The organism is Rhodophyticola porphyridii, assembly GCF_003688285.1.
Classification (GTDB): domain Bacteria; phylum Pseudomonadota; class Alphaproteobacteria; order Rhodobacterales; family Rhodobacteraceae; genus Rhodophyticola; species Rhodophyticola porphyridii.
Map to the genome: position 1 here is coordinate 115,655 of NZ_RCNT01000007.1, position 22,295 is coordinate 137,949.

Genomic DNA, 22,295 nt, shown 5'->3' on the forward strand with positions numbered 1-22,295 from the left:
TGTTCGATACAGCGACTAGATTTCTTCTCGCACCGCCGACCCGCGACCATTCGAGGCGATCAATAGGTCTTCGATAAACAGCGACGTCAGTTGCCCGCGACCCGATACTTTAGCCTTCGCGTAGACCTTAGTCATTTGCGCCCGCACCGTCCCTTGAGCAGCCCCCCGCACCTGCGCGATGTCAGCGATATCAAGGCCTTTCAGTGTGAACATTGCAACCTCAGCCTCCGAAGGTGTCAAACGCCAATCCTGAAAGCGCGCCTGGATCAGTTCGAACAGCGCCCCCGAGGCAATCGACATGGCTGTCTCTGCCTGCCGGATACGAATGAGTATCTGCCGCATCTGCAATGCGCCGAAGGCCGTCCCGATGACAAGCGCCGCCGCCACAATGGCCTCAAGCAAGGAATGCGGAGTCACGCCGCCCAACAGAAGGTCCTGACCAACATCCGCGATAAAGAAAACCGCTGCCAGTGCCTGGACAGCCAGAACCACGGCAAGCGCACTCGCCCTGCGCTTGTCTGCTCTGATCCGTCGCGTCGTGGCTGTTTCATCCAAGGGCATGCCTCTCAGGATTTATCTCCGAATATCATCGGGCGAACCAGATTGCGACGGGAAAAGCGGGACTCGAGCACGACCCCACCGACATGCAGTACGGCCAGCAGGAGAAGGAGGTTGGCGGATACCTCGTGCATGTTTTCGATGACCTCCGTGCCCTCGTGATCCTCCTCCTCTTCATTGTCGTTGTGCTGGCTGTATGCGCTCTCATGCTCAGGAAAGGGCTCGCCGTCCAGCATCACGCCGGTGACCGAGACAAGCAGCAACATAGCCCAGAGTGCGTAGACCATGAGCGCCCCGAGTGGATTATGGGACGGGTATTCCCTGTGTTCGCCGCGTGTCAGGCCGGCGACATGGCGCGCCGCACCCGACAGGCTGATCGGGAAGGATGCGAAGCGGGCGTTGTCGGGGCCGATCAGACCCCAAAGAAGTCTGAGCGCCAGCAAGCCAAGTGCCGTGTAGCCGATCCAGACATGGGCCAGGGCATCCCCGTCGATCAGGAACCCATTGACGACGACGGCCAGTGCGATCGTCCAGTGTGTCAGGCGCACGAGCGGGTCCCAGACCCGCCCATCATCCCCTTGCGTCGGCTCGCCCATGATCAGTCCTCGGCCTCGATACGCAGGATGTCGCCCGTCCGTGGATCGATGTTTAGTTCCCAGCGGCGCCCGTCCTTCATTGCATAGACCTCGATCTCGCCGTTTTCGCGTTCGAAGCCGACCACCTCATAGCCCAGGCCTTGCAGTGCGGCACGGATCTGGTCGTCGCTGATCCCGGGCAGGGAGGATGGCCCGCGCCGGGCCGTCGTTTCGAGGCGGGTCACTTCGCCCGAGGTCGCATCTACGTAAAGCTCGTAGCGGGTGTCATCCCTGACGGCATAGAGCTCGATCCGGTTGCCCTCTCGCTCGTATCTCGTGAGCACATATCCATCTTCGGACAGCGCCGCCGAGATGTCTTCGATGCTGGTGCCCAGATTGGCGCCAAGCGAGGGTTCGACCGCGAAAGCCGCTCCAGTCAACAGGACCGAAAGTGTTGCGGGCAAAAGGACATGACGTTTCATGGGTATCTCCTTGGGTTGTGGTTCGGCACCGGAATGGTCGCCTTCCACAGGAACTTGGCCCTGCACCGACGTCGCCCCTATTGGAGGGCTGCTTATGAGCCATGAAACAAGCGCAGGCTTACGGGGACCGTTGGGCATGGAAAGCCGAGTTTGGTGCAGCCACAGTGAAAGCTCACTTCGTCCCGCACACCCGTCATCTGAGTCCGGTTCAGCCTTGCTGCGGCGCATTCGAGGTCGGCTTGGAGCCCAGAGTGCTGTTTTTCTGTGCTGCGGCGAATGTCAGCTTGTGCCTTATCGCAAATGCGTAGGATCATGTGAGGAGAGATTATGTTTTATGACGACGTAGAGCCCGATTGGACAGACGGGAAAATTAGTTGCCGAACAATAGACAACAATAAGGTCGTTACGACCAATGCTGGATCACTATTTGCAGCTGAGCTCGAAGTTCGGTGGGGCGAGCATAATGGAACTCGTTGGCTCTATGCCTGTGATGATATGTTTGCCACAGGCACCGCATACACGCGCCTCGACATTCCTGAACCTGATTATCGCCATCGCTTCAGGCTACGTAGCCTGCGCCTGACAGCCGCCGATAGCGCGATCACGCTTGTCGGAACCTTCAGCTTGCTCCGTGCTGCTGGAGCTGACCGTATCGCTGATGCCTTGGGTTTGTTCAACCTCCTCACAACGCAGTTCGAATACAGCCCGCGAGCTGTTGAATTTGGACTGTCGCGGCTAGATGGCTTTGCGGGCTGCAAATATCGAATACTTCAATGACTTGACTAGATAGTTTTCGCCGTAGCCGACATCCGCACAACCGCAGCGAAATGATGCTTTGTCCCGCGGACTGTGAGTTCGATCTCGCCCAGAGTTTGCGCTTGCAGCGAATGACCGCAAAGCGGGCTGCTACCGCAGGATCTCAAAGCTAGGTCGAAGGTCCTCAAAGGGCCAGGAACCCTCGGGGCGCCTGTGTTGGCGGTCTCTCGCAGATGCCGAACCGGTCGGGCTCGTGCGCTTGACATATCGGCGGTCTGATCGATACTTGTTGTAACGCTTTATGAGAAGCGTCTGATCAGGAGGGCGAGCATGATAATCGACTTTTACGCTGCCCCCTTCGGTCGACCACGTTTTTGGTTCGGCATTAGTTGACGCACTGGGCGATCACCACCCCTCACCGTCACCTCTTCATCGCATAGCCGCTCCCAAGCCCGGCTTCGTCTCATCCCACTAGCAGGGCGCAGACACCCGTCTGCGATTGCGTTCATGTCACAGCTTCCTACCCGCGGCACCTTTGCCCGCGTTCTCGCCTTCGCCACGTCCCGTTGGGCCCGGCGCCCTGGCCTGCTTTCCATCATCGTCGGGCTTCAGATCGTTTCGACAGGCGCCGACGTCTCGATACCCATCCTGACAGGACGCCTCGTGGCGGCTGTCGCCGACGGTGCCACGCCCTGGGTGGCATTCTGGGGCCTGATGGCATTGGGGGTTCTGTCCATAGCGGCCAAGATCGTCAGCTATTTCGCCATTATCGACCTCACGATCCCGACGATGCGCGAGGTCGAGGCCGAGGCCTTTGCCCATGTCCAGCGTTTGCCTGCGTCCTGGCACGCAAACGCCTTTGCAGGCAGCACTGTCCGGAAGATAACGCGGGGTGCGTGGGCGCTCGACGATATGGGAGACCTTCTGCTGCTCGCCCTTGGGCCAGCCGTCCTGGTCCTGGTCGGCACGACCGCAACGCTCACCGCCTTCCGTATCGAAGTCGGCCTAATGGCGCTTGCGGGCGCGACGATCTTCCTGGCGATCTCTCTGGCGCTCACGCTCAAATGGGTCGCCCCTGCGGCGCGCCTCGCCAATGCGCAGGACAGCCGTGTCTCGGGCGCACTGGCCGATGCGATCACGTCCAACGCCGTCGTCAAAGCCCATGCCGCGGAGGCGCGAGAGGATGCGCGGATCGATCGCGTTCTCAGAAAGTGGGCGCATCGCAGCCGCCGCACCTGGCGGCGAGGCACCTGGTCCGGCCTTGCGCAGGACTTGAGCCTCTGGCTGCTGCGGGCCTTGGTTCTGGGTGGCGCACTGCTGGCGTTCATGCGCGGCGCGGCGGGGGCAGGCGAGATCGCCTTTACCGTCTCGGCACTCGGTATGCTCGACGGCTACTTGCGCCAGATCGGCAACCACGTCCGCAACCTGCAAAAAGCCGTGAACGACGCTGAAGAGATGGTCGATCTCATGCAGGACAACCCGGAGAAAAACGTGGTTCGGCCACCGGCCCGTGCGCTTCCGCCGCGCGCGGCCGCGTTGTCGTTCAACCATGTCGACTACGCGTATGAGGGCGCCCCGACACCGCTCTTTACCGATCTGAACGTCGATATCCCGATGGGCCAGAAGGTGGGCCTCGTCGGCCGCTCAGGGTCTGGAAAGACGACGTTCGTCAAGCTGGTCCAACGTCTTCACGAGGTTACGGGCGGTACGATTACGCTGGACGGCGTGGACATCGCCTCGGTTTCCCTAGCCGAGCTTCGCAGTCATGTCGCGCTGGTCCCGCAGGAGCCAATTCTGTTCCATCGCTCCCTGGCGGACAACATCGGCTATGCACGGCCCGGTGCTACTATGGACGAAGTCTACGCAGCCGCCTCGAAGGCGGGCGCTGCTGAGTTCATCGAACGCCTTGAGAAGGGGTATGGTACCGAGGTCGGCGAGCGGGGCGTCAAGCTTTCAGGCGGTGAGAGACAGAGGGTCGCTATTGCCCGCGCATTCCTTTCGGATGCGCCCGTTCTGATAATGGACGAGGCGACGTCCTCTCTCGACAGCGAGGCCGAAGCGCGTGTGGCCGAGGCGGCAGAACGCCTGATGGAGGGACGCACGACACTCGTCATCGCGCACCGACTGGCCACCGTCGAGCGGATGGACCGGATCCTGGTCTTCGACCGTGGCCAGCTTGTCGAAGACGGCACGCCGTCCGAGTTGATGGCACGCCGAGATGGCCTCTACCGGGCACTACGGGAGAAGCAAACACTGGCGGCGTGATGCGCTACAGAGCATAGCGAGAGAATTGCCCCGGCAGGACCGCCTGTCGATTTGGGGTCGTGACTTCCCGGTAGCGCACTGTGTGGTTCGGCATCTCTCGCAGACCGGACTTTGCACTTGGCTTGGACAGTGCATACGCGGCCAATGGCGGCTTTGACGTGCTGGGATGCTGCATCGGGACTAAGTGGCTAAGGTCGGTTTTGGGCCGTCCTTGACGGAAGCCATGCGACGTGACGGTCAAAATGCTGCGATCGATCTAATGGCCGCGAAGAGCCCGGAGTGCTTGATGCTGCATCGTGCGCCAATGTCCACTTGTCCGGCCTCGGCCAAAAACGTGACAAAATCAAAATCGGTTTTGCCAAGGGTTTGTGTCACAAGATTTTTCAACCATTATGGCGACTGCTTCGCCCGTGCCAAAAACGGTCGATTTAGGTGAAAAACTCGACCTACTACATCTTGTGTTTTACCGACGCGCGGTCTTTCAACCCGCTGTTATCGCGGTCAAAGGCAGTGTTTTTGGCAGTTGCCGATAGCTGGTCTAGCGAACCTTAACACGGGACCATTTTGGCAAGGCGTTTTAGGTTCTGGGCGGTGGCGGCGAGGAGGAATTCTTCTTTGGCTCCCTTGAGGCCACGGAGCCGGAGGCGCTTGAAGCCGAGATGTCGTTTCAAATGGGCGAACAACATCTCGACTTTCTTTCGTCGTCGTCGGCTCTCGTCATAGGCTGCCGTATCGCGCAGATCGCGGACGGCCTGGCGCGCTTCCTCGTCCATGTGGCGGGTGACGGTTCGGAATGGCGCGTCGGTGCAGGCCTTCTTGATCGGGCATGCGCCGCAGGTGTCTTTCCCGGCAAAGTAGCTTTTGATCCGGTCGGCCTGCTTGATCCGCCGCAGCGGCATTTCATGGCCTTCGAGGCAGGTGTAGCTGTCGCGCTCGGGGTCATACTGGAAATAGCTGAGATCGTACTTGCCCTTGGTCTGATGCTGGCGGTCCAGGACAGGCACGTGCGGCGTGACCTTGCGCTTGAGAAGCCATGCCAGGAACGGTCCGGTGCCATATGATCCATCCGCTGCGACCCGATCCGGGTGGAAATCGTGGCGGGTCCGGCTGCGATCCAACATGGTCTTGGCCGCGACGATTTCCTGGCTGAGCCGGGCGGGTGTGGCCTCAACATCCACGATGATACCATGATCGGTATCAACCAGATAGTTGGTCTCGTAGCTAAACCGGCCAGGGCCATCCTTGAGCGACCATGCCGCTTCCGGATCGGTTTCCGAGATATACTTGGGCGGCTTCCTCTTGGGGCCGGATTGTGCTGTCCCATCGGCGTCAGTCAGCTGCGCCAGATAGTCAGCGACCGGGCGCTGCACCTGATCCTTGCGCGACCAGACTTTTTGAACCGCATCCGGCGCATCCTTGCGATCCCGGTTGGCATCCGCCTCGATGGTACTGCCGTCGATGGCCGCGTCCGTGCCACCTACAACTCCAAAGCCGATGCACTTTTCCACGACGCTTTCGAACAGTCGCCGCAGCACCTCGCCATCTGCAAAGCGGCCATGCCGGTTCTTGGAGAAAGTCGAGCGATCCGGCACCCGGCCTTCCAGCCCGAGCTTGCAAAACCAACGGTATGCCAGGTTGAGATGCACTTCCTCGACTAGACGTCGCTCGGATCGGATGCCGTAGAGATAACCAATCAGCAGCATCCTGAGCATCAGCTCAGGATCGACGGACGGGCGGCCTGTGTGGCTGTAGAGCGCGGCCAACTCCGCGCGGCTCGCGTCGAAATCGAGCAGCCAGTCGATCCGGCGCAAGAGGTGATCCTGCGGGACGTGATCCTCGATCCGAAACCGGTAAAATAGGTTCTCCTGCGCCTCCAACCGTCCCATCATCGCTTGATCCTCCCCGCCAATGTGGCAAGTGAATCAGGGGCATAGGCTTTGTGCAACTGTCGAGCGCCGGATCACCGGCGCTCTCTGAAAGTAATAATCCCGACGGCTACCGTCGAACTTGCCGCTCTTTAGACAACAACGCTTGTAGCGCTTGCCCGAACCGCAGGGGCAAGGATCGTTCCGTCCGAGCTTCTCTTGAAGTTCCACATCGCCCACGCACCGTTTGAACGCCGGTCTTGACGCGTGTCTCTGACGGGAACGATTTGCGACGCTTAGAAATGACCTCGAAAGGAGGCGCGGTCTTCGGGTTTGATACGCTTGGCCATGATACCCTCCATCATCTGAAATTGCCGAGGTGCGACGCATACCGCTTCAGGCGTGGTTCACCAAGAGTTTTTCACCAGTATCGGTCGTTTTCGCCTGTGACAGAAACGTGTGAGTTTTGGCGCTACATGCGCAATTTCCTGTGACCCCCGTGAGGCGTTCTCAACTGCCTGGGAGCGCTTTGGGATTGATGGCGAAACTCCGTGAAGCCGAATTGGGAATGCTCGTCCTACGGCATGAACTCTTCGGCAGCTTCCATGGCGTCCAATGTCTCATCTGCAAGTTCGTGATCACCGCGCCGTCGATGGAGTTCCGCTGCATAGCGCATTGAATCCCGCATGCGCCGCATACCTAGCGGATGCGTAGACCTCCTTTCGTCTTCGAGCGTCTCACCTCCGAGAAGAACAAGAAACCGCATCATCGGCAATGCCGCTGCCGGTGCAGCTAGATCAGACTCCACCATTATCCTGATGGCCCATCTATCCGCTGCTGCCTCCTGTTCGCGCGAGATGCTGAGCGTACGGTTGCCGCTCTCAAGGTGACCAAGAGTATGATGGGCAAGTTCATGCAAATAGAGAAAGGTCAGACTGGCATTCATCTGGGCGGCGTAGGCATTCATTATGTCAGGATGGAAGACTGTTCGGTCGTCAAAGCCCCTACAGGCACCACCATATCTTCGCCCGAAACCTCCGGGAGAGAGAACTGGGTTGACGGAGCGTCCCTCTGCAGCGCGATCCGAGTTTTCGATAACGTTGATGGCAAAATATTCGAGGTATTCCGGCGAACACCCGCGAAATCCGAGAAACTGTTCAGCGATCTGAGCGGCGGCAAGTTGCTGGAATATCCATCCTATTCCAGCGGACATCGTAATCCGTCCTTGTGTCGCCTGGGCGGTGAAAGATGAATCAAGCGGAACGCGGACGCGGAGGCTACGTTGGATCGCTCGCTCTTCGGGCGTGAGGGCCGATGCAATGCGATCAGCCACAAATGAGGTTACCTCGATCACATTACGCTGATAGCTACGAAGTTCCTGCTGTGTCTGTGCAGAGACCTGTGCTGTGCCTATTAACAAAAGCCCAAGGAGAAGTATAAACAGAAGTCTCACAGTCTATTCTCCGTCGGTAAGCTGGGCACCTGAAAACAACTGATCAATATCGAGGTAGAGGTCTTCCTCCTCGGCCGTGATATCGAGATCGGCAAGTGTCGTTCCTTCGCTGAGTAGCTGCCCCCGAATTCTTGAGTAGGTCGAGAATGCGCCGTCACCATAAACCGCATCCATAAGATCACCGAGATGGACTTCAAGGATACGAGCAGCAGAACTCACCCGCCGCCGGGTTTCGATATCGTCTGAGCTATCATCTGCGAGGTGGTCCTGGATGATTCCGAGAGAGGCAATCACCTGATGGGGGCTAAGTGCGCTTCCTGCCGGCAGAACGAGCATGCCTTCGATCTCACGTGTCATTGTTGTCGGCGCACTCGACGGCCTTGCATCACCATCATTGGCGTCATTCTCTTGCTCCTCTCCGTTGGCTTTATCCGGTTCGTTGAGCTCAATGCCTGATAGGGACCGCACGGTAACAGGTTGGGAGAAGACAATGTAACTGAACCCTACCATGACCAGCAGGAGGAATACCGGCATTGCCAGAACCACAACGCCACCAGCTCCAACCTTGTCTGCTGAGATGTTGAAGTCGATCCGTTGGACAGCCTTACGATAGGCCCAGACGAGGATTCCGCACAGAATTATGACAAAAAGAAAAATAAACGCCCGTTCTGCAACCCTCTGCATGGCAGCAAAGGCAAGCACATCCTCAAGTCCCGGCATTAAGAGCCCTCCCCCTTGGTAATCTGTTTGGTCAAATCTCAATGCTACTCATAAGAGAATAGCAGATAGGCTTATTTCGGGGAAGTCGTGCGCCACTTGGTTGACGCTTGTGACGTAGTGCCCAAGAGACCCAGCAGGTGTGCTGTTCCAGAGCACTATCAACCCGACCAGCGAGTCCCGGGTCTTACCAGGCGTCTGACAATAAACCCAGGCCAAAACATATGTGCCAAAAACGGTTGATACTGGTGAAAAACTCTTGGTGAACCACGCCTGAAGCGGTATGCGTCGCACCTCGGCAATTTCAGATTCCAGTATGACCCCGAGCGCGACAGCTACACCTGCCTCGAAGGCCATGAAATGCCGCTGCGGCGGATCAAGCAGGCCGACCGGATCAAAAGCTACTTTGCCGGGAAAGACACCTGCGGCGCATGCCCGATCAAGAAGGCCTGCACCGACGCGCAATTCCGAACCGTCACCCGCCACATGGACGAGGAAGCGCGCCAGGCCGTCCGCGATCTGCGCGATACGGCAGCCTATGACGAGAGCCGACGACGACGAAAGAAAGTCGAGATGTTGTTCGCCCATTTGAAACGACATCTCGGCTTCAAGCGCCTCCGGCTCCGTGGCCTCAAGGGAGCCAAAGAAGAATTCCTCCTCGCCGCCACCGCCCAGAACCTAAAACGCCTTGCCAAAATGGTCCCGTGTTAAGGTTCGCTAGACCAGCTATCGGCAACTGCCAAAAACACTGCCTTTGACCGCGATAACAGCGGGTTGAAAGACCGCGCGTCGGTAAAACACAAGATGTAGTAGGTCGAGTTTTTCACCTAAATCGACCGTTTCTGACCGGCTTGTTTCTCGAGAGCGGACCTTTGCGCAATTGCAGCGAACGGCAGAAATGTCCCGCACACCGGACCTTCACCCGCGCTCCGTACCGCCGAGGTGCGCTCGCGACCGCAGTGAAGATCTGCTTCGAGCCCAAACTTCTGCGCTTCTGCAACGCGGCGAATGTCTGCTAGATCGCGTTGTAGCCAAGTTTGTGACAAACCAAATGTGGCCTTGCCCACCAATGAAGCCAAAGATTCCTATGGGCTCTGGTTTGCCACCCGCTTGCCCCATGGTCGAGTGATCACAAACGCCACCGTTCCGCCTAACGTGAAAACAAGCAGGAAGAACAAGACTGAGTAGGGAACGTAGAATAGAGGAAAAACTGCGAGGAATGCCATTCCCAGAAAAGCAGAAACACTCAAGAAAACTTTAAGAATTCCAGAGAACCGCACTGGCTTGATTTTCCAATCATTGCCCCGCCAACGCCAAAACAGACGCGCCATCGGTGCCAACGCCAAACACCACCAAAAAATAGCAAAAAGAGTTGAGCCAGGAGCGCGCGTCATACCCGCAACCTCAAATGATATCTTCTCTGCGAATGTGGCGGATCGCTCAATAAAACCATAGGATATGTTGATGTGTTCGGGATATGCGTCGACTGACGGCCTGCCATCTTCCACAATAGTTCGGCCACGCCCCCACAGATCAAGATCGGGCTGATAGACCAACCCTCGCACTGCGTCATAGGCGCTGCACGATTGCCCGTCATTTGAACGGCGACATCGAATGATAAGCCCATCAGATAGGGGAGTGGCTGCCAGTAAGTGCCCCTCGCTATCAAAGACGATGACTTGCGAAGGATCAGCAAAGAATATGCCATCACCGAACAAAATGGCAAATTCGACTTCTCCGAATTCCGGCAGCTCGACCTTTTCGCGTTGGCCAAAGTAAGGAGAGTGAGCAAAGGCGGTAGTGGCCGAAACCAATACGGCAAAAATCAAAAACGATATGAGTTTCATAGCACGTGACTGCTCCACAGAACCTTTGCGTCCTATGTGGTCATTTTCGATGATCGCTGCAAGCAAAGCGGCCATTGGCGCAACCGCAGCGAAAGCCCTGTGTGGATGGCGCCCGCATAGCAAGGCTTAAATGGGATTGCGTGTACCTTTTCAGAAGCGGTCTTGTGTCCGGCCTGTTTGCGCGGTCATGACCGCTGGCCCTGATGGGATCCGCAGATCAGGTTCCTATCTGCTTTGCGGGCATTGGCACCCGGGTCATTCGTCGGAGTGTCCTGATCGTTGCGGCTGAAGGGTACACCATCACATCGTCGGTCTTGCTATCTCGTTTTCCTTTCCGGCTCAGACTGCATGCGGCCTATAGGGCTCGTTCCTGGTCAGCACCGCCCACATGATCCGAGCCGTCTTGTTCGCCATGGCGACGGTCGCAAGGCGCGTAGGTTTTCGTTGCAGCAAGTCCGCGAGCCAGGGATCGGCGCGGTCTGGATGATTGGCGACCTGTCGGACGCGGGATGTCATGCCGACCACGATGAGCTGGCGCAGGTACCTGTCGCCCATCTTTGTGATCTTGCCCAACCGTTCTTTGCCACCACTGGAATGGTTGCGTGGCGTGAGCCCCAACCAGGCGGCGAACTCGCGCCCACTTCGGAACTGGCGGCCCGAACCGATTGTCGCAGCCACGGCTGAGGCGGTGACCGGCCCGACACCGGGAATGGTCTGCAAGAGTTGCGCCTGCCTGCTGAGGCGAGCCTGAATGCGCATCGTGATCTCGTACCACCCAAGCCGATTGTGCAGATCGATCAGCTGTCGACTGAGAACGCGCAGAACGTCCTGGGCAAGCTCGGGGAGTTCTGCATGGCCTCCTTCAATAACAGATTTTGCAAAGTCGACGGCCCGCGCAACGCCGCGAGCGATGGCGATGCCAAACTCCGCCGCCAGGCTGCGAAGCATGTTGATCAGCTGAGTGCGCTGGCGGACCACGAAGTCCCGCGCCCGGTGCAGGGACAGAAGCGCCTGCTGCTCTTCGGACTTGATCTCGACAAACCGCATCGTCGGACGTGTCACTGCCTCGCAGATGGCCTCTGCATCGACAGCATCCGACTTGCCGCGCTTCACGTAGGGTTTGACATACATCGGCGGCATCAACCGGACGGTGTGACCAAGCTTCGACAACTCACGCGCCCAGTAGTGGCTCGATGCGCAGGCTTCCACGCCGATGAGGCAGGGCGCGAGACGGTCGAAGAACGCCAGAACCTGCGAGCGGCGCAAAGGCCGATTGAACGCAACCTCGCCTTCCTCAGTGACGCCGTGCACGTGAAAGATGGTCTTGGCCAAATCGAGGCCGACGGTGGTAGCTTGCATGGGGTGGCTCCTCGCTATCGCAGATCATGACACCTGCAGTATGGCGCATTGCGACGCCGGGGAGCGGGAGCCATCCACCCCATCTGCTTTGTCCGCAAAGCGGCCGTTAGGGGCGCACCGGCCTCGGGCATTGGCCGTTGTCATGAAAGCAGGCCAAGTTATCCGGGACCGTTTGGAGGTCGGAAAAGAGGCTCCCGCCGGGATCCGCCATGGAGGGCTATCGCCACCCGCCGCAAGGACGCCTTACCGGACCTCTTCGACCGAGTCTTGCAGTCAGGCTTTCGCGAGCCAGCCATTGTCGACCACAACTGCCTCTCCGTTCACGAAACGCGCGTCGTCGCTGGCCAGGAAAAGCGCTACATCGGCCACCTCCTCGGGCTCGCAGATACGCAACTGCGTCGCCGCCAGATCATCGTCGCTCCAATCGAAGCCAAGTGCCTGGAAGTCTTTGATTTCATTCAGACCATGAGGTGTGCGGACAAAGGCGGGACACACCGCGTTGCAGCGGATGTTATCTTCCCTGTACTCCACGGCGATGTTCATCATCATCGCCTGAACGGCGGCCTTTGAGACCCCGTAGAGCGCCTCCAGCGCGAAGCCGCGCATGGACGACACCGAGGACATCAGGACAATCGCGCCGCCACCCTCCGCGATCATTTGCGGGATCACCCGGCGGGTGACCATGAATGTGGATTTGACATTCACCGCCATAAGTCGGTCGAAATCGTCCTCGGTACATTCCACATAGGGTTTGACCAGAACGATACCGGCGTTGTTGAACAGCAATTGCGCGGGTCCCAGACTGGCTTTCGCCGTGTCGAGGGCGCTTTCGACCGCATCGACGTCGGAGAGGTCGACCGGGACAGGGCAGGCGGTGGCGCCGAGGGCCGCGATTTCATGGGCGACCTCCTCTGCCCCGCTCTTGTTTCGGTCGAGTATCGCCACCCTTGCGCCTTCGGCGGCGAGCCGCAGCGCCTGTGCCCGGCCCATGCCGCTTGCCCCGCCCGTCACGAGGGCGGTCTTTCCCTCGAACCGCTCCTGAAAAACACGCTGTGTGCTGACGGGTTGGTGGCTCCGGGCATCCATGATGGCTGACTCCCTCACATCAAAAAAGGCATGTCTACCGTACCATTAGGGAGCAACCTGCTGTCAACCGAGGAACGTGCCTCAACCTGGAAACCCGTATCGTCACCCTGACTGTGACTGAAAAATTAGCACCGATGGGAGGCTCGCGCGCTTCCGGCGGCGTCTTTGACCCTCCCGTAACAACAGATTTGGAGCGGTTTTGACCTTGCAAGGCATTTGGAAGAGGATTTCGGGACCACGCCCGGCGAGCGAACAGGATAACATGCTCAGGGGAGGACGAGGCCATAGGCCCGGCGACCTGTACCAGACCGGGTTGACACGAATCTCAAACTAAAATGGTATGTTGTGTATACCTTATTTGGTTGATCCGGTCTTAAGGCCAGATCGCCTGCACAACACAGTTGAGTTCTTGCCCGCGGTCGGCGCGCCGCCACGACAAAGCGCCGCACAGTCTTCACCGTCTCGCAAGGGAGCCACCGATATGGCCAAGACCACGCCTCTCAAAACGATCCTGACGACAATCTTCGTAGCCGCATTTGGCATGCCGGCCTCGGCCGAGGGCGAGCTGAGCCTGCTGACCTGGGAAGGCTATGCCGATGACAGCTTCATTGCCGCATTTGAGGCCGAGACCGGCTGTCGCGTCTCGGCGACCTATGTGGGGTCCGGCGAAGAAATCATCGCCAAGATGGCCGCGGGCGGTGGGGTCTACGACCTGATCACCCCCGCCTCCGACATCACCAGGCTGATCATCGAAGCCGGTTTCGTAGAACCCGTCGATATCAGCAGGATTGAACAGTGGGAGAATATCTATCCCCAGTTCCGGGAGCTCGACAACATCCAGATGGACGGCGAATACTACGCGATGCCCTACACCTGGGGCGCCATCGCGTTCATGTATCGCAACGATGCCTTCGAGACCCCACCGACCTCCCTTGCAGCGCTTTTCGACCCAAGGAACGAAGGCCGCATCGCGCTCTGGGACGACAAATCGGCGATCTATGTTGCTGCCCGCTATAACGGCGACACCAATATCTACACGCTCTCGGACGAGCAGATAGCGGCGGCGGTCGAGACGCTGATCGAGCAGAGGCCGCTGGTGCGCAGATACTGGTCCACCGCGGGCGAACTGGTCGATCTCTATGTGGGCGGCGAGGTCGATATCTCGAACACCTGGGCGGGCTACCAGTCGGCGCTGATCGCCGCGGAAGGCATCGAGGTCACAGAGTTCATCCCGGAGGAAAACGCCGAAGGATGGATGGATTCCTGGATGATCGTCGACGGCTCCGCGGACAATGCATGCACCTACCCTTTCCTGAACATGCAACTCAGCGAACAGGGCCAGTGTGGCGTGGCCAATGTGAACGGCTACTCGGTCGCCAACCCGGTGGCCGCGCGCAACTGCATGACCGAAGAGCAGTTCGTCGCCCTCCATCAGGACGACCCCGCCTATCTGGATGCCCTGCTGATGTGGCAGCCCCTGGGCGACCGGATGGGCGCCTATGTGAACGCATGGAACTCGGTCAAGTCACAATAACGACCTCTAGGCGGAGGGGCGTATCGTCCCCCTGCCCTTTCACGCAACTGGCAAGAGGCTCCGGCCCATGGCGGCGATCATCGAGCTCGACAGCATCAGCAAGCATTACGGCCCGGTGGTCGGTGTGAACCATGTGGATCTTGCCGTCGAAGACGGGGAGTTCCTGACGCTACTGGGCCCGTCGGGATGCGGCAAGTCCACCCTGCTGCGGATGGTCGGCGGCTTCGAAGTGCCCTCGGCGGGCACAATTCGCATTGCCGGGGTCGATGTCACCGCCGCGCCGCCGCAGCAGAGGGACGTGAACATGATGTTTCAGGACTACGCGCTTTTTCCCCATATGACCGTGGGCAAGAACATCACCTACGGATTGGAGCGCAAGGGCATCAAGGGCACCGCCGCACGGGACAAGGCCGAGGCTGCGCTGGAGCTTGTGGGCCTGTCTGGCATGTTCGAGCGTCACACCCACCAGCTCTCGGGCGGCCAGCGCCAGCGGGTCGCCCTGGCCCGGGCCGTGGTGCGCGAGCCCAAGGTGATCCTCCTAGACGAGCCGTTATCGGCCTTGGATGCGAAGCTGCGCGAGCAGATGCAGGTCGAACTGAAGCACATGCATGAAAAACTGGGCATCACCTTTCTGATGGTGACCCACGATCAGACCGAGGCGCTGGTGATGTCGGACCGGGTGGTGGTGATGGAGGCCGGCGAGATTGCGCAGGACGGCACGCCGGAAGACCTCTACGAGCGGCCTGCCACGCCTTATGTGGCCAATTTCATCGGAACCACCAACTTTCTGAGCGCCAGGGTCGTGGCGCGCGGGGCCGGGCTGGTGACGCTGGAGGCGGGAAATCAGGAGCTGAAAGCCACGGATGTCGCGACCTCGGACGGGCAAGCCATCGGGCAGATCGGGATCCGGCCCGAAAAGATGCAGATCCTGAAGGACACCGAGTGCCGGCCCGTCAACGTGCTGCCCGGAACCGTGGTCGAGACCATCTATCAGGGTCTGGCCCTGCGGACGGTGGTGCGCCTTTCCTCTGGCGAGGAGATGCTGGTGGACGAGATACTGCGGCAGGGCATGCTGCATTCCGACCATCCGCGGGCGGGGGACCCTGTCGTATTGGGCGTCGAGCCGCACAACATCCTCCTTTTTGGCGCGGAGCGATAGGCGATGACCCTGCGCGCGCTCGACCGGATCGGCATGGGGTTCTTTCTCGGACTTCCGATCCTCTGGATCGTGCTCTTCATGCTTGTGCCCTACGGGGTGCTCCTGACCTACAGCTTCTGGATCAAGAGCTACCCGCTTTTCGAGCCCGCCTTTCAGTTCGGCAATTACCTGACGCTGCTGAACGAACCGCAGTATCTGAGCGTCATCGGCCGGACCCTGAAGATCGCCGTGATCGTGTCGGTCACGGCGCTTGTTCTGGCCTATCCTTTTGCCTATTTCCTGGTCTTCCGGTTGAAGAACGTGACGATCCGCAAAGTGCTGTTTTTCGGCGTGATCGCGCCCCTCTGGGTGTCGTATCTGCTGCGCGCCTACCTGTGGAAGACGATACTTGGCACGCAAGGGGTTCTGAACAGCACGCTGATGGGCCTGGGGATCATCAGCGAGCCGCTCGATATATTTCTCTACAGCCAGGCCGCCATGGTGATAACGCTCACCTATATCTTCATTCCGTTCATGGTGATGCCGATCTATGCCGCGCTGGAGAAGATCCCACGCAACCTCGATGAGGCCTCCGCCGATCTGGGCCAAAGCTCCTGGACAACCTTCTGGCGGGTCACCGTGCCGCTCTCCCTGCCGGGTGTCGTCGCGGGCTTCACCCTGACATTCTGCTTGTGCTTCGGCGATTTCGTGGCGGCCTTTCTGGTCGGCGGGCCCGACGGCCTGATGGTGGCCAATGTCATCACCTCGCAATTCGGCGCGGCGCTCAACTGGCCGCTCGGCTCGGCTTTGGCGGTGGTGATGCTGGTGGTGGTTCTCGCGATCATCTCGCTGTCGGACCGCTTCGAACAGCGTACGAAGGTGCAATTCTGACATGGCCGATATCGCTTTGATCCGATCCAAGCCGCGCAAGCCCCCGTTGTCGATCCCGAAAGGCGCGGCGGACGGGGCGTTCATCACCTATGCCACTCTTCTGCTGGCCTTTCTCTATATGCCGGTGGCGATTCTGATCATCTTCAGTTTCAACGACTCGCGGGTTCTGGCCTGGCCGCTCTCGGGCTTCACGCTCGACTGGTACAGGACGCTCTTTGCCAATGCGGACCTGCTGGAGGCGGTGGGCAACAGCTTTTACGTGGCCACCCTGTCGACGGCCCTGGCACTCTGCATCGGGATCCCCGCGGCCATGGCGTTGCACCGGTTCGTCTTTCCGGGAAAGGCCCTCTTTCGGCGCCTGCTGCTTCTGCCGATCGCCCTGCCGGGAATCGTCACCGGCATCTCGATGCTCAACTTCTTCAACCTCATGGGCTTCAACCTGAGCCTGCACACGGTCGTTCTGGGCCATGCCACGGCCCTTTTGGCGGTGGTGGTCATCCAGGTCCTTGCCCGGCTGCAGCGGCTTCCGCCATCCCTTGAAGAGGCCTCCTCCGACCTCGGGGCAAGCGCGCTGGTCACCTTCTGGTATGTCACGTTGCCCAATATCAAGACAGCAATCGTCGGCAGCGGGCTTCTGGTGTTCGTCCTGTCCTTCGATGAAATCCCAGTGACCTTCTTTCTCACCGGACGCGATAACACCCTGCCGATGTATATCTACTCCACCATGCGGCGCGGCGTGACGCCGGAAATCAACGCAGTCGGGACTTTGCTTATTCTGTTCTCGGTTGTCCTGATCCTGCTGGCGGCGTTCCTGACCCGGCCGCCGGGGCGGAAACGCTGAGACAGCCGCAGAAGGCATGAACGAAACCCACCACAGGAAGGATCAGATATGTCCCTAGCGATCATAGGCTTAGGCAATATGGGCAGCGCCATCGCCGAGGCCGCGATAACCGGCGGCCACCAAGTCGCCGTATGGAACCGCACCCCTGAAAAGGCGGAGGCATTCGCAGACCGGGCCACGGTGGCCGAGAGCTTGGCAGAGGCCATTGCCGCCACCGACATGCAAGTCTGGGTGCTGTCCGACTACGAGACGACCGAGGCCGTGCTCGCAGAGACAGGCGTGTCCGCAGCCCTGGCAGGCAAGACCTTCGTGCAGCTTTGCAGCGGCACCCCGGCAGAAGCGCGCGCGCTCAGCGCGAAGGTGACGGATCTGGGCGCACGATATCTGGACGGCAAGATTTTCACCTACCCGGCCAGGGTCGGCGCTGAAATGACCCGCTTCGCATACTCCGGTGACGAAGTTGTCTACAAGGCCTGCGCGCCGACGCTGAAGACCTTCGGGGCCAGATCCGGCTGGCTCGGGCCCGATCCGGGCTTTGCGGCGGCGGCAGACCTCGCCTGGCTGTCCTATCTCTACGGATCCATGGTGGGTCTTTTCCAGGGCCTTGCCTTCACCCGGGCCGAGGGGATGCCGGACGAAGCGGTGTTCGGCTCCGTCCCGTCCTGGCTGGTGGAGATCGACGCGGAGGCCAGATACAGCAAGGAGCTGATCGAACGGGGCGATTTCCACGGAGGCCAGGCGGAACTGGATGTGCATTTCGCGGCGATGCAACACCTGCTGGACACCGCACAGGCGACGAGCATCTCCAACGCCTTTCCCAGGATGATCGTCGATGTCTTCGGCGAGGCCCTTGAGCGGGGGTACGGCGGCATGGAGATCACGGGCGGTCTCGAAGTGTTCTGCAAACCCTAGCCGAGTATTTACTGCCCCTGCCCGATTGCGATAAGCTGGCCCGACTGAAAGGGCCGTTATGGCGGTGAGCCGTCGATGCCGGCCCTTTCCAAATCTCAAACGGAGGCAGGACCGCTTGCAGCGCAGGAAGCTCGAGAACCTCGTCGCCGTGATCACCGGCGCGTCCAACGGCTGCGGCCGGGCCGCGGTGCGGGAGTTCATCAAGGAAGGTGCTGCGGTGGTGGGCGCCGACCGGGATGAGGAAAACGGGCAAGCCCTGTCGGAGGAGTTGCAGAGCGACCGGTTTCTCTTCGTACCCGCCGATGTGTCCCGGTCGGGGCATGTGAAGGCGGTGGTGGAGGCGGCGCAGGCCACCTTCGGCGGCATCGACATCCTGTTCAATCAGGCTGGCGAGATCCAGGTGCAGCCGCTCCTGCAGGTGACCGAGACTGATTTCGATTTTCTGATCAACAACAACGTGCGCAGCGTGGTGCTGATGACCCAGGCCTGCCTGCCTTCGATGCTGCAAAAAGGCCGCGGGGCGATCATCACGACCTCCTCGGTCTCCGCCTCGACGGCCACGCCGATGGAGGCGATCTATTGCACCACCAAAGCCGCGGTCACGCAGTTCACCCGCTCCGTCGCGGTGGAGTTCCGGGACCGTGGCATCCGCTCCAACGTGATCAGCCCCGGCTTTGTGCGCACCAAACACGGCGAGTACGAGATGGAGCAGTTGCGGCAACTGAATGTGCCCGCCAGCGAAGAGGACATCCGCACGCTGCAAGGGCGGATGTGTGAGCCCGAGGAGGTCGCCCGCGTCGCCGTTTTTCTGGCGTCCGACGACGCCAGTTTCATCAACGGGGCGGACATTACCGTCGACAACACATTTACAGTGATCTGAGATGTTCTGGACCGGAATCCGCATCGAAGGCGCACCCTTTCACGGCATCGCCTACGACTTGATCAAACGCCAGGTCGAGATCGGCGCGATGCGCCCGGGCGAGCAGTTTCCAGCGGAGCGCAAATTGTCGGAATCCCTGGGTATCTCGCGCGCGACCCTGCGCGAGGCGCTGAAACGACTGGAGGCCGAGGGGTATCTGGTCTCCAGCCGCGGGGCCAAGGGGGGGAACTTTGTCGCCGATGAGGATCAGATCAATCATCTGGCCCACACCTCGCTGCTCACCCGGCCCGATATGGCGTGGCGCAGTCTGGAGTATCTCAAGGCAATCCTCGAGGAGGCCGCGGTGCTGAGCTGCGAACGGCGCACACCGGCCGATCTGGCCGCGCTCGAAGCCGCGCATGGCATGCTGGACCCGGCCCGGCAGGCGGGGGATCTCCGCGAAGCGCAATACCTGTTCTTCTCGACCCTCGGGCACAGTTCGCGGAACCCCTTCTTCGTGGAGGGGATCGAGCGGTCCCTCGCGGGTCTGAACACGCCCGTGCGCCCGGACAGCGTGGCGGATCGTGTGGCCGAATGGCGCCCGATCTGGCGCGCCCTCGCCGATGCGGTGGGCAACCGGCAGCCGGATGCGGCGGCGAAATCGGCGCGGCGTCTCTTTGACGTCAAGTCGCGCGAGGTCATCGCAGCCATGACCGCGACCGCACTGAACGACCCACCCGATGCAGATGGAAGCGCCGAGGCGACCGAGGGTGCCCTGAGTTGAGCAAGCCGGTCTACGCGCGCCGCAACATCCCTGAGCACGCGCATATCGGCCCCCGGTTCGGGCGCGCGACGTCTGACCGCCCATGGGCGCACAGGATCTCAGGCGGTCAGTTCGACCGGCGGAGTTTCGTTACCCAGAACGCTGGTCCGTGACAGCGGCTCCCCCGTCGGCACCGGGACATCGGCCGGAGCCAGCAGCTGTTTGCCCAGGATCAGATCGGCGGCGCGCTCGGCAATCATGATCGTCGTGGCATTGGTATTGGCGCTGACGATCGACGGCATCACGGACGCGTCGACCACGCGCAGCCCCTCCGTCCCGTGAACCCGGAGTTCCGGGTCGACCACGGCCATCCGGTCCGTCCCCATCTTGCAGGTGCCGCAAAGGTGGAAATCGCCCGCGGTATTGTCGCGGATATAGTGGTCGAGCGCTTCGCGGGAAGCCACGCCGGGCCCCGGGTCGACCTCTCTGACGCCAAACCGGGCATTGGCCCTCTGTGAGGCGATCAGCCGTCCGACCTCGATGGCGTTGCGCATTTGCTGCATGTCGTGGTCCGTCGAAAGAAAGTTCGACATAAGGCGCGGTTGATCCATCGGGTTGGAGGAGCGCAATCTGAGCCAGCCCGACCGTTCGATCCGGGTGGGTCCGATGCAATAGGTAAAGCCGTGCAAATCGGGGCTGAGCCCGTCATCATGGTCCATGACAACCGGCAGGTACTGGATATACATATCCGGGTGCGGCACGGCGGGGTCGGAGCGCACGAGCGCCGCGGCCTCCACATTGTTGGTGGCCCCGGCGCCGGACTGGGTGGTGACCCAACGCGCGCCGGTGAACAGCATCAGATCCTTGCGCATGTAGCGCGACATCGAAATGGGCTTGTCCACATGGAACTTCATGTAGACGAGCGGATGGTCCTGCATGTTTTGGCCCACGCCGGGCAGGTCCGTGCGGCAGTCGATCCCCATCTCGCGCAGGTGATCCGCCGGGCCGATACCCGACAGCATCAGCATCTGCGGGCTGCCCGCCGCACCCGTGGTCAGGATCACCTCCCGTTCGGCGCGGGCGGAATATCCGTGGTCCCCGAAGCGGGAGAAGTTGACCCCCACGACCCGGTTGCCTTCGTGGATCAGACCGCTGGCCTGGGCCTGGTCGATCACTGTAAGGTTCCTGCGATGCCGGTTCGGGCGGATATAGGCCTGCGCGGTGGAGGCGCGCACGCCGTTGTGGACGTTCATCTGGAGATGACCCATCCCCTCTGGCTGGGCACCGTTCAGATCGTCGGAAACCGGGAAACCGGCCTGGGAGCCGGCCTCGATGAAGGCATCATAGAGCGGAGTGGGAAAGCTGCCTTTCCTGACCGAGATCGGACCCGAGCCGCCGCGATAGGTGCATTCGCCGCCTTCCCACCGCTCCAGACGCTTGTAATAGGGCAGAACATTCCGCCAGGACCAACCTGCCGCGCCTTCGTCGACCCAACGCTGGAAATCCAGGGGATGCCCGCGCAGGAAGACCATGCCGTTGATGCTGGATGAGCCGCCAAGCACCTTGCCTCGCGGCTGGAAGATGCGGCGGCCGTGCATCGTGGGCTCTGGCTCGCCTTCCATCATCCAGTTGTATTTCTCGTTTCGCCAAACCCAGTCAAAGGCGGCGGGCATTTCGATCTTCCAGTAATCCATGAGCCCGCCACGGCTCTTGCCCGCCTCGATCAGCACGACCCTGATCGCGGGATCCTCGGATAATCGGGCGGCCAGGGCACAGCCGGCGGAGCCACCCCCGATCACCACGTAGTCGGCAATTGCGGTCTTGTCCTTGTCCATCGCGATACCCTTTCGGCCGTGGGTTCTGAGTCTGCGGCGCGCTGTCTTCGCCCGTCCGGGGTTCAGCCCGGGAAAGCAGCCAGCATGGCCTGTGCGATCAGCACGTCATGCTCCACCGGCCCACCGGAGACGCCGACGGCACCGATGCACTTGCCCGCCCTCTCCACCGGGAGGCCACCTGCGATGGCGGTGAAACTGCGCCCGCGCCCGGCCGTTTCCAGGTTGAAGATCTCTCCGCCCGGCTGGACATCCGCCGACAGATCGCCATTGGGCATCTTGAAAGCGGCGGCAGTGTAGGCCTTGGTCACGGCGATCTCGGCGGTGCCGAACATCGCCTCGTCGCTGCGGGCAAAGCCAGCGATATTGCCGCCCTGATCGACAATCGAAACGCAGGAGGGCTCTTCCAACTCGGCGGCCTTGGTCAGCCCGGCGGCCAGCATCGCCATGATCTCTTCGCTGGTGATGTCAGTCATATCTGTGATCTCCCCAAATGGTTCTTAATATAGACCATTGGGGGAGTGGCGCAGTCTGTCAAGCCGAAATCCCTCGGCGTTTCCCG

22 protein-coding genes and 1 pseudogene are annotated in these 22,295 nt (G+C 60.4%); 10 read left to right on the forward strand and 13 right to left on the reverse strand.

Annotated elements, in window-relative coordinates; translation table 11 throughout:
* Positions 1 to 15: 15 nt before the first annotated feature.
* The 3 genes from D9R08_RS14095 to D9R08_RS14105 are packed head-to-tail and all read right to left on the reverse strand — an operon-like array spanning position 16 to position 1,615.
* A complete protein-coding gene (locus D9R08_RS14095) occupies positions 16 to 555 on the reverse strand; it encodes a helix-turn-helix transcriptional regulator (RefSeq protein ID WP_158599004.1) in 540 nt (179 codons plus the stop codon).
* Between the two features lie 11 nt (positions 556 to 566).
* Positions 567 to 1,154, reverse strand: a complete 588-nt coding sequence (locus D9R08_RS14100; RefSeq protein WP_121898706.1) for a cytochrome b/b6 domain-containing protein — start codon at positions 1,152 to 1,154, stop codon at positions 567 to 569.
* A gap of 2 nt (positions 1,155 to 1,156) precedes the next feature.
* Positions 1,157 to 1,615, reverse strand: coding sequence for a PepSY domain-containing protein (locus tag D9R08_RS14105; RefSeq protein ID WP_158599005.1), 459 nt, complete (start codon positions 1,613 to 1,615; stop codon positions 1,157 to 1,159).
* Positions 1,616 to 1,942: 327 nt separating this feature from the next.
* Here D9R08_RS14105 and D9R08_RS18925 point away from each other — a divergent pair, with 327 nt between their 5' ends.
* Together D9R08_RS18925 and D9R08_RS14110 are read left to right on the forward strand one after the other, a co-directional pair.
* Entirely contained in the window at positions 1,943 to 2,392 is a 450-nt protein-coding gene (locus D9R08_RS18925) for a hypothetical protein (RefSeq protein ID WP_147450687.1), read from the forward strand.
* Between the two features lie 486 nt (positions 2,393 to 2,878).
* Positions 2,879 to 4,636, forward strand: a complete 1,758-nt coding sequence (locus D9R08_RS14110; protein WP_121898708.1) for an ABC transporter ATP-binding protein — start codon at positions 2,879 to 2,881, stop codon at positions 4,634 to 4,636.
* A 548-nt stretch (positions 4,637 to 5,184) separates the two neighbouring features.
* Here D9R08_RS14110 and D9R08_RS14115 read toward each other — a convergent pair.
* From D9R08_RS14115 to D9R08_RS19435, 5 genes are all read right to left on the reverse strand, one after another.
* A complete protein-coding gene (locus tag D9R08_RS14115; RefSeq protein WP_121898709.1) occupies positions 5,185 to 6,525 on the reverse strand; it encodes an IS1182 family transposase in 1,341 nt (446 codons plus the stop codon).
* 33 nt (positions 6,526 to 6,558) lie between these two features.
* Entirely contained in the window at positions 6,559 to 6,891 is a 333-nt protein-coding gene (locus D9R08_RS19635; protein ID WP_407690610.1) for an SEC-C metal-binding domain-containing protein, read from the reverse strand.
* A 187-nt stretch (positions 6,892 to 7,078) separates the two neighbouring features.
* A complete protein-coding gene (locus D9R08_RS18930; RefSeq protein ID WP_147450688.1) occupies positions 7,079 to 7,954 on the reverse strand; it encodes a M48 family metalloprotease in 876 nt (291 codons plus the stop codon).
* Positions 7,955 to 7,957: 3 nt separating this feature from the next.
* The gene (locus D9R08_RS14130; protein ID WP_121898711.1) at positions 7,958 to 8,674 is read right to left on the reverse strand and encodes a hypothetical protein; all 717 of its coding nucleotides are present in this window, start codon (positions 8,672 to 8,674) and stop codon (positions 7,958 to 7,960) included.
* A 48-nt stretch (positions 8,675 to 8,722) separates the two neighbouring features.
* A complete protein-coding gene (locus D9R08_RS19435) occupies positions 8,723 to 9,028 on the reverse strand; it encodes a hypothetical protein (protein WP_158599006.1) in 306 nt (101 codons plus the stop codon).
* Between the two features lie 36 nt (positions 9,029 to 9,064).
* On the opposite strand from D9R08_RS19435, the gene D9R08_RS19440 reads away from it, so the two are divergent.
* A complete protein-coding gene (locus tag D9R08_RS19440) occupies positions 9,065 to 9,382 on the forward strand; it encodes a transposase (RefSeq protein WP_456114879.1) in 318 nt (105 codons plus the stop codon).
* 374 nt (positions 9,383 to 9,756) lie between these two features.
* Here D9R08_RS19440 and D9R08_RS14140 read toward each other — a convergent pair whose 3' ends face one another.
* The 3 genes from D9R08_RS14140 to D9R08_RS14150 all read right to left on the reverse strand — a co-directional run bounded on the left by D9R08_RS14140 (position 9,757) and on the right by D9R08_RS14150 (position 12,963).
* Entirely contained in the window at positions 9,757 to 10,593 is an 837-nt protein-coding gene (locus D9R08_RS14140; RefSeq protein ID WP_121898712.1) for a hypothetical protein, read from the reverse strand.
* Positions 10,594 to 10,857: 264 nt separating this feature from the next.
* A complete protein-coding gene (locus tag D9R08_RS14145; RefSeq protein ID WP_121898713.1) occupies positions 10,858 to 11,877 on the reverse strand; it encodes an IS110 family RNA-guided transposase in 1,020 nt (339 codons plus the stop codon).
* 273 nt (positions 11,878 to 12,150) lie between these two features.
* Positions 12,151 to 12,963, reverse strand: coding sequence for an SDR family NAD(P)-dependent oxidoreductase (locus D9R08_RS14150; protein ID WP_121898714.1), 813 nt, complete (start codon positions 12,961 to 12,963; stop codon positions 12,151 to 12,153).
* 481 nt (positions 12,964 to 13,444) lie between these two features.
* Here D9R08_RS14150 and D9R08_RS14155 point away from each other — a divergent pair, with 481 nt between their 5' ends.
* From D9R08_RS14155 to D9R08_RS14185, 7 genes and pseudogenes are all read left to right on the forward strand, one after another.
* The gene (locus D9R08_RS14155) at positions 13,445 to 14,497 is read left to right on the forward strand and encodes an ABC transporter substrate-binding protein (protein ID WP_121898715.1); all 1,053 of its coding nucleotides are present in this window, start codon (positions 13,445 to 13,447) and stop codon (positions 14,495 to 14,497) included.
* A 67-nt stretch (positions 14,498 to 14,564) separates the two neighbouring features.
* Positions 14,565 to 15,656, forward strand: coding sequence for an ABC transporter ATP-binding protein (locus D9R08_RS14160; protein WP_121898716.1), 1,092 nt, complete (start codon positions 14,565 to 14,567; stop codon positions 15,654 to 15,656).
* 3 nt (positions 15,657 to 15,659) lie between these two features.
* The gene (locus tag D9R08_RS14165) at positions 15,660 to 16,526 is read left to right on the forward strand and encodes an ABC transporter permease (RefSeq protein ID WP_121898717.1); all 867 of its coding nucleotides are present in this window, start codon (positions 15,660 to 15,662) and stop codon (positions 16,524 to 16,526) included.
* Between the two features lies 1 nt (position 16,527).
* Positions 16,528 to 17,367, forward strand: coding sequence for an ABC transporter permease (locus D9R08_RS14170; protein WP_121898718.1), 840 nt, complete (start codon positions 16,528 to 16,530; stop codon positions 17,365 to 17,367).
* Between the two features lie 27 nt (positions 17,368 to 17,394).
* A pseudogene (locus tag D9R08_RS19640) lies at positions 17,395 to 18,279 on the forward strand (NAD(P)-dependent oxidoreductase); the annotation flags it as partial.
* A gap of 115 nt (positions 18,280 to 18,394) precedes the next feature.
* Complete coding sequence (locus tag D9R08_RS14180) at positions 18,395 to 19,159, forward strand: SDR family NAD(P)-dependent oxidoreductase (RefSeq protein ID WP_199709367.1); 765 nt, start codon at positions 18,395 to 18,397, stop codon at positions 19,157 to 19,159.
* Between the two features lies 1 nt (position 19,160).
* Positions 19,161 to 19,922, forward strand: coding sequence for a FadR/GntR family transcriptional regulator (locus D9R08_RS14185; RefSeq protein WP_121898721.1), 762 nt, complete (start codon positions 19,161 to 19,163; stop codon positions 19,920 to 19,922).
* 98 nt (positions 19,923 to 20,020) lie between these two features.
* Here the strand turns inward: D9R08_RS14185 and D9R08_RS14190 are convergent, their stop codons facing one another.
* Positions 20,021 to 21,736, reverse strand: a complete 1,716-nt coding sequence (locus tag D9R08_RS14190) for a choline dehydrogenase (RefSeq protein ID WP_121898722.1) — start codon at positions 21,734 to 21,736, stop codon at positions 20,021 to 20,023.
* A gap of 62 nt (positions 21,737 to 21,798) precedes the next feature.
* Positions 21,799 to 22,209, reverse strand: a complete 411-nt coding sequence (locus tag D9R08_RS14195) for a GlcG/HbpS family heme-binding protein (protein WP_121898723.1) — start codon at positions 22,207 to 22,209, stop codon at positions 21,799 to 21,801.
* Positions 22,210 to 22,295: the final 86 nt, after the last annotated feature.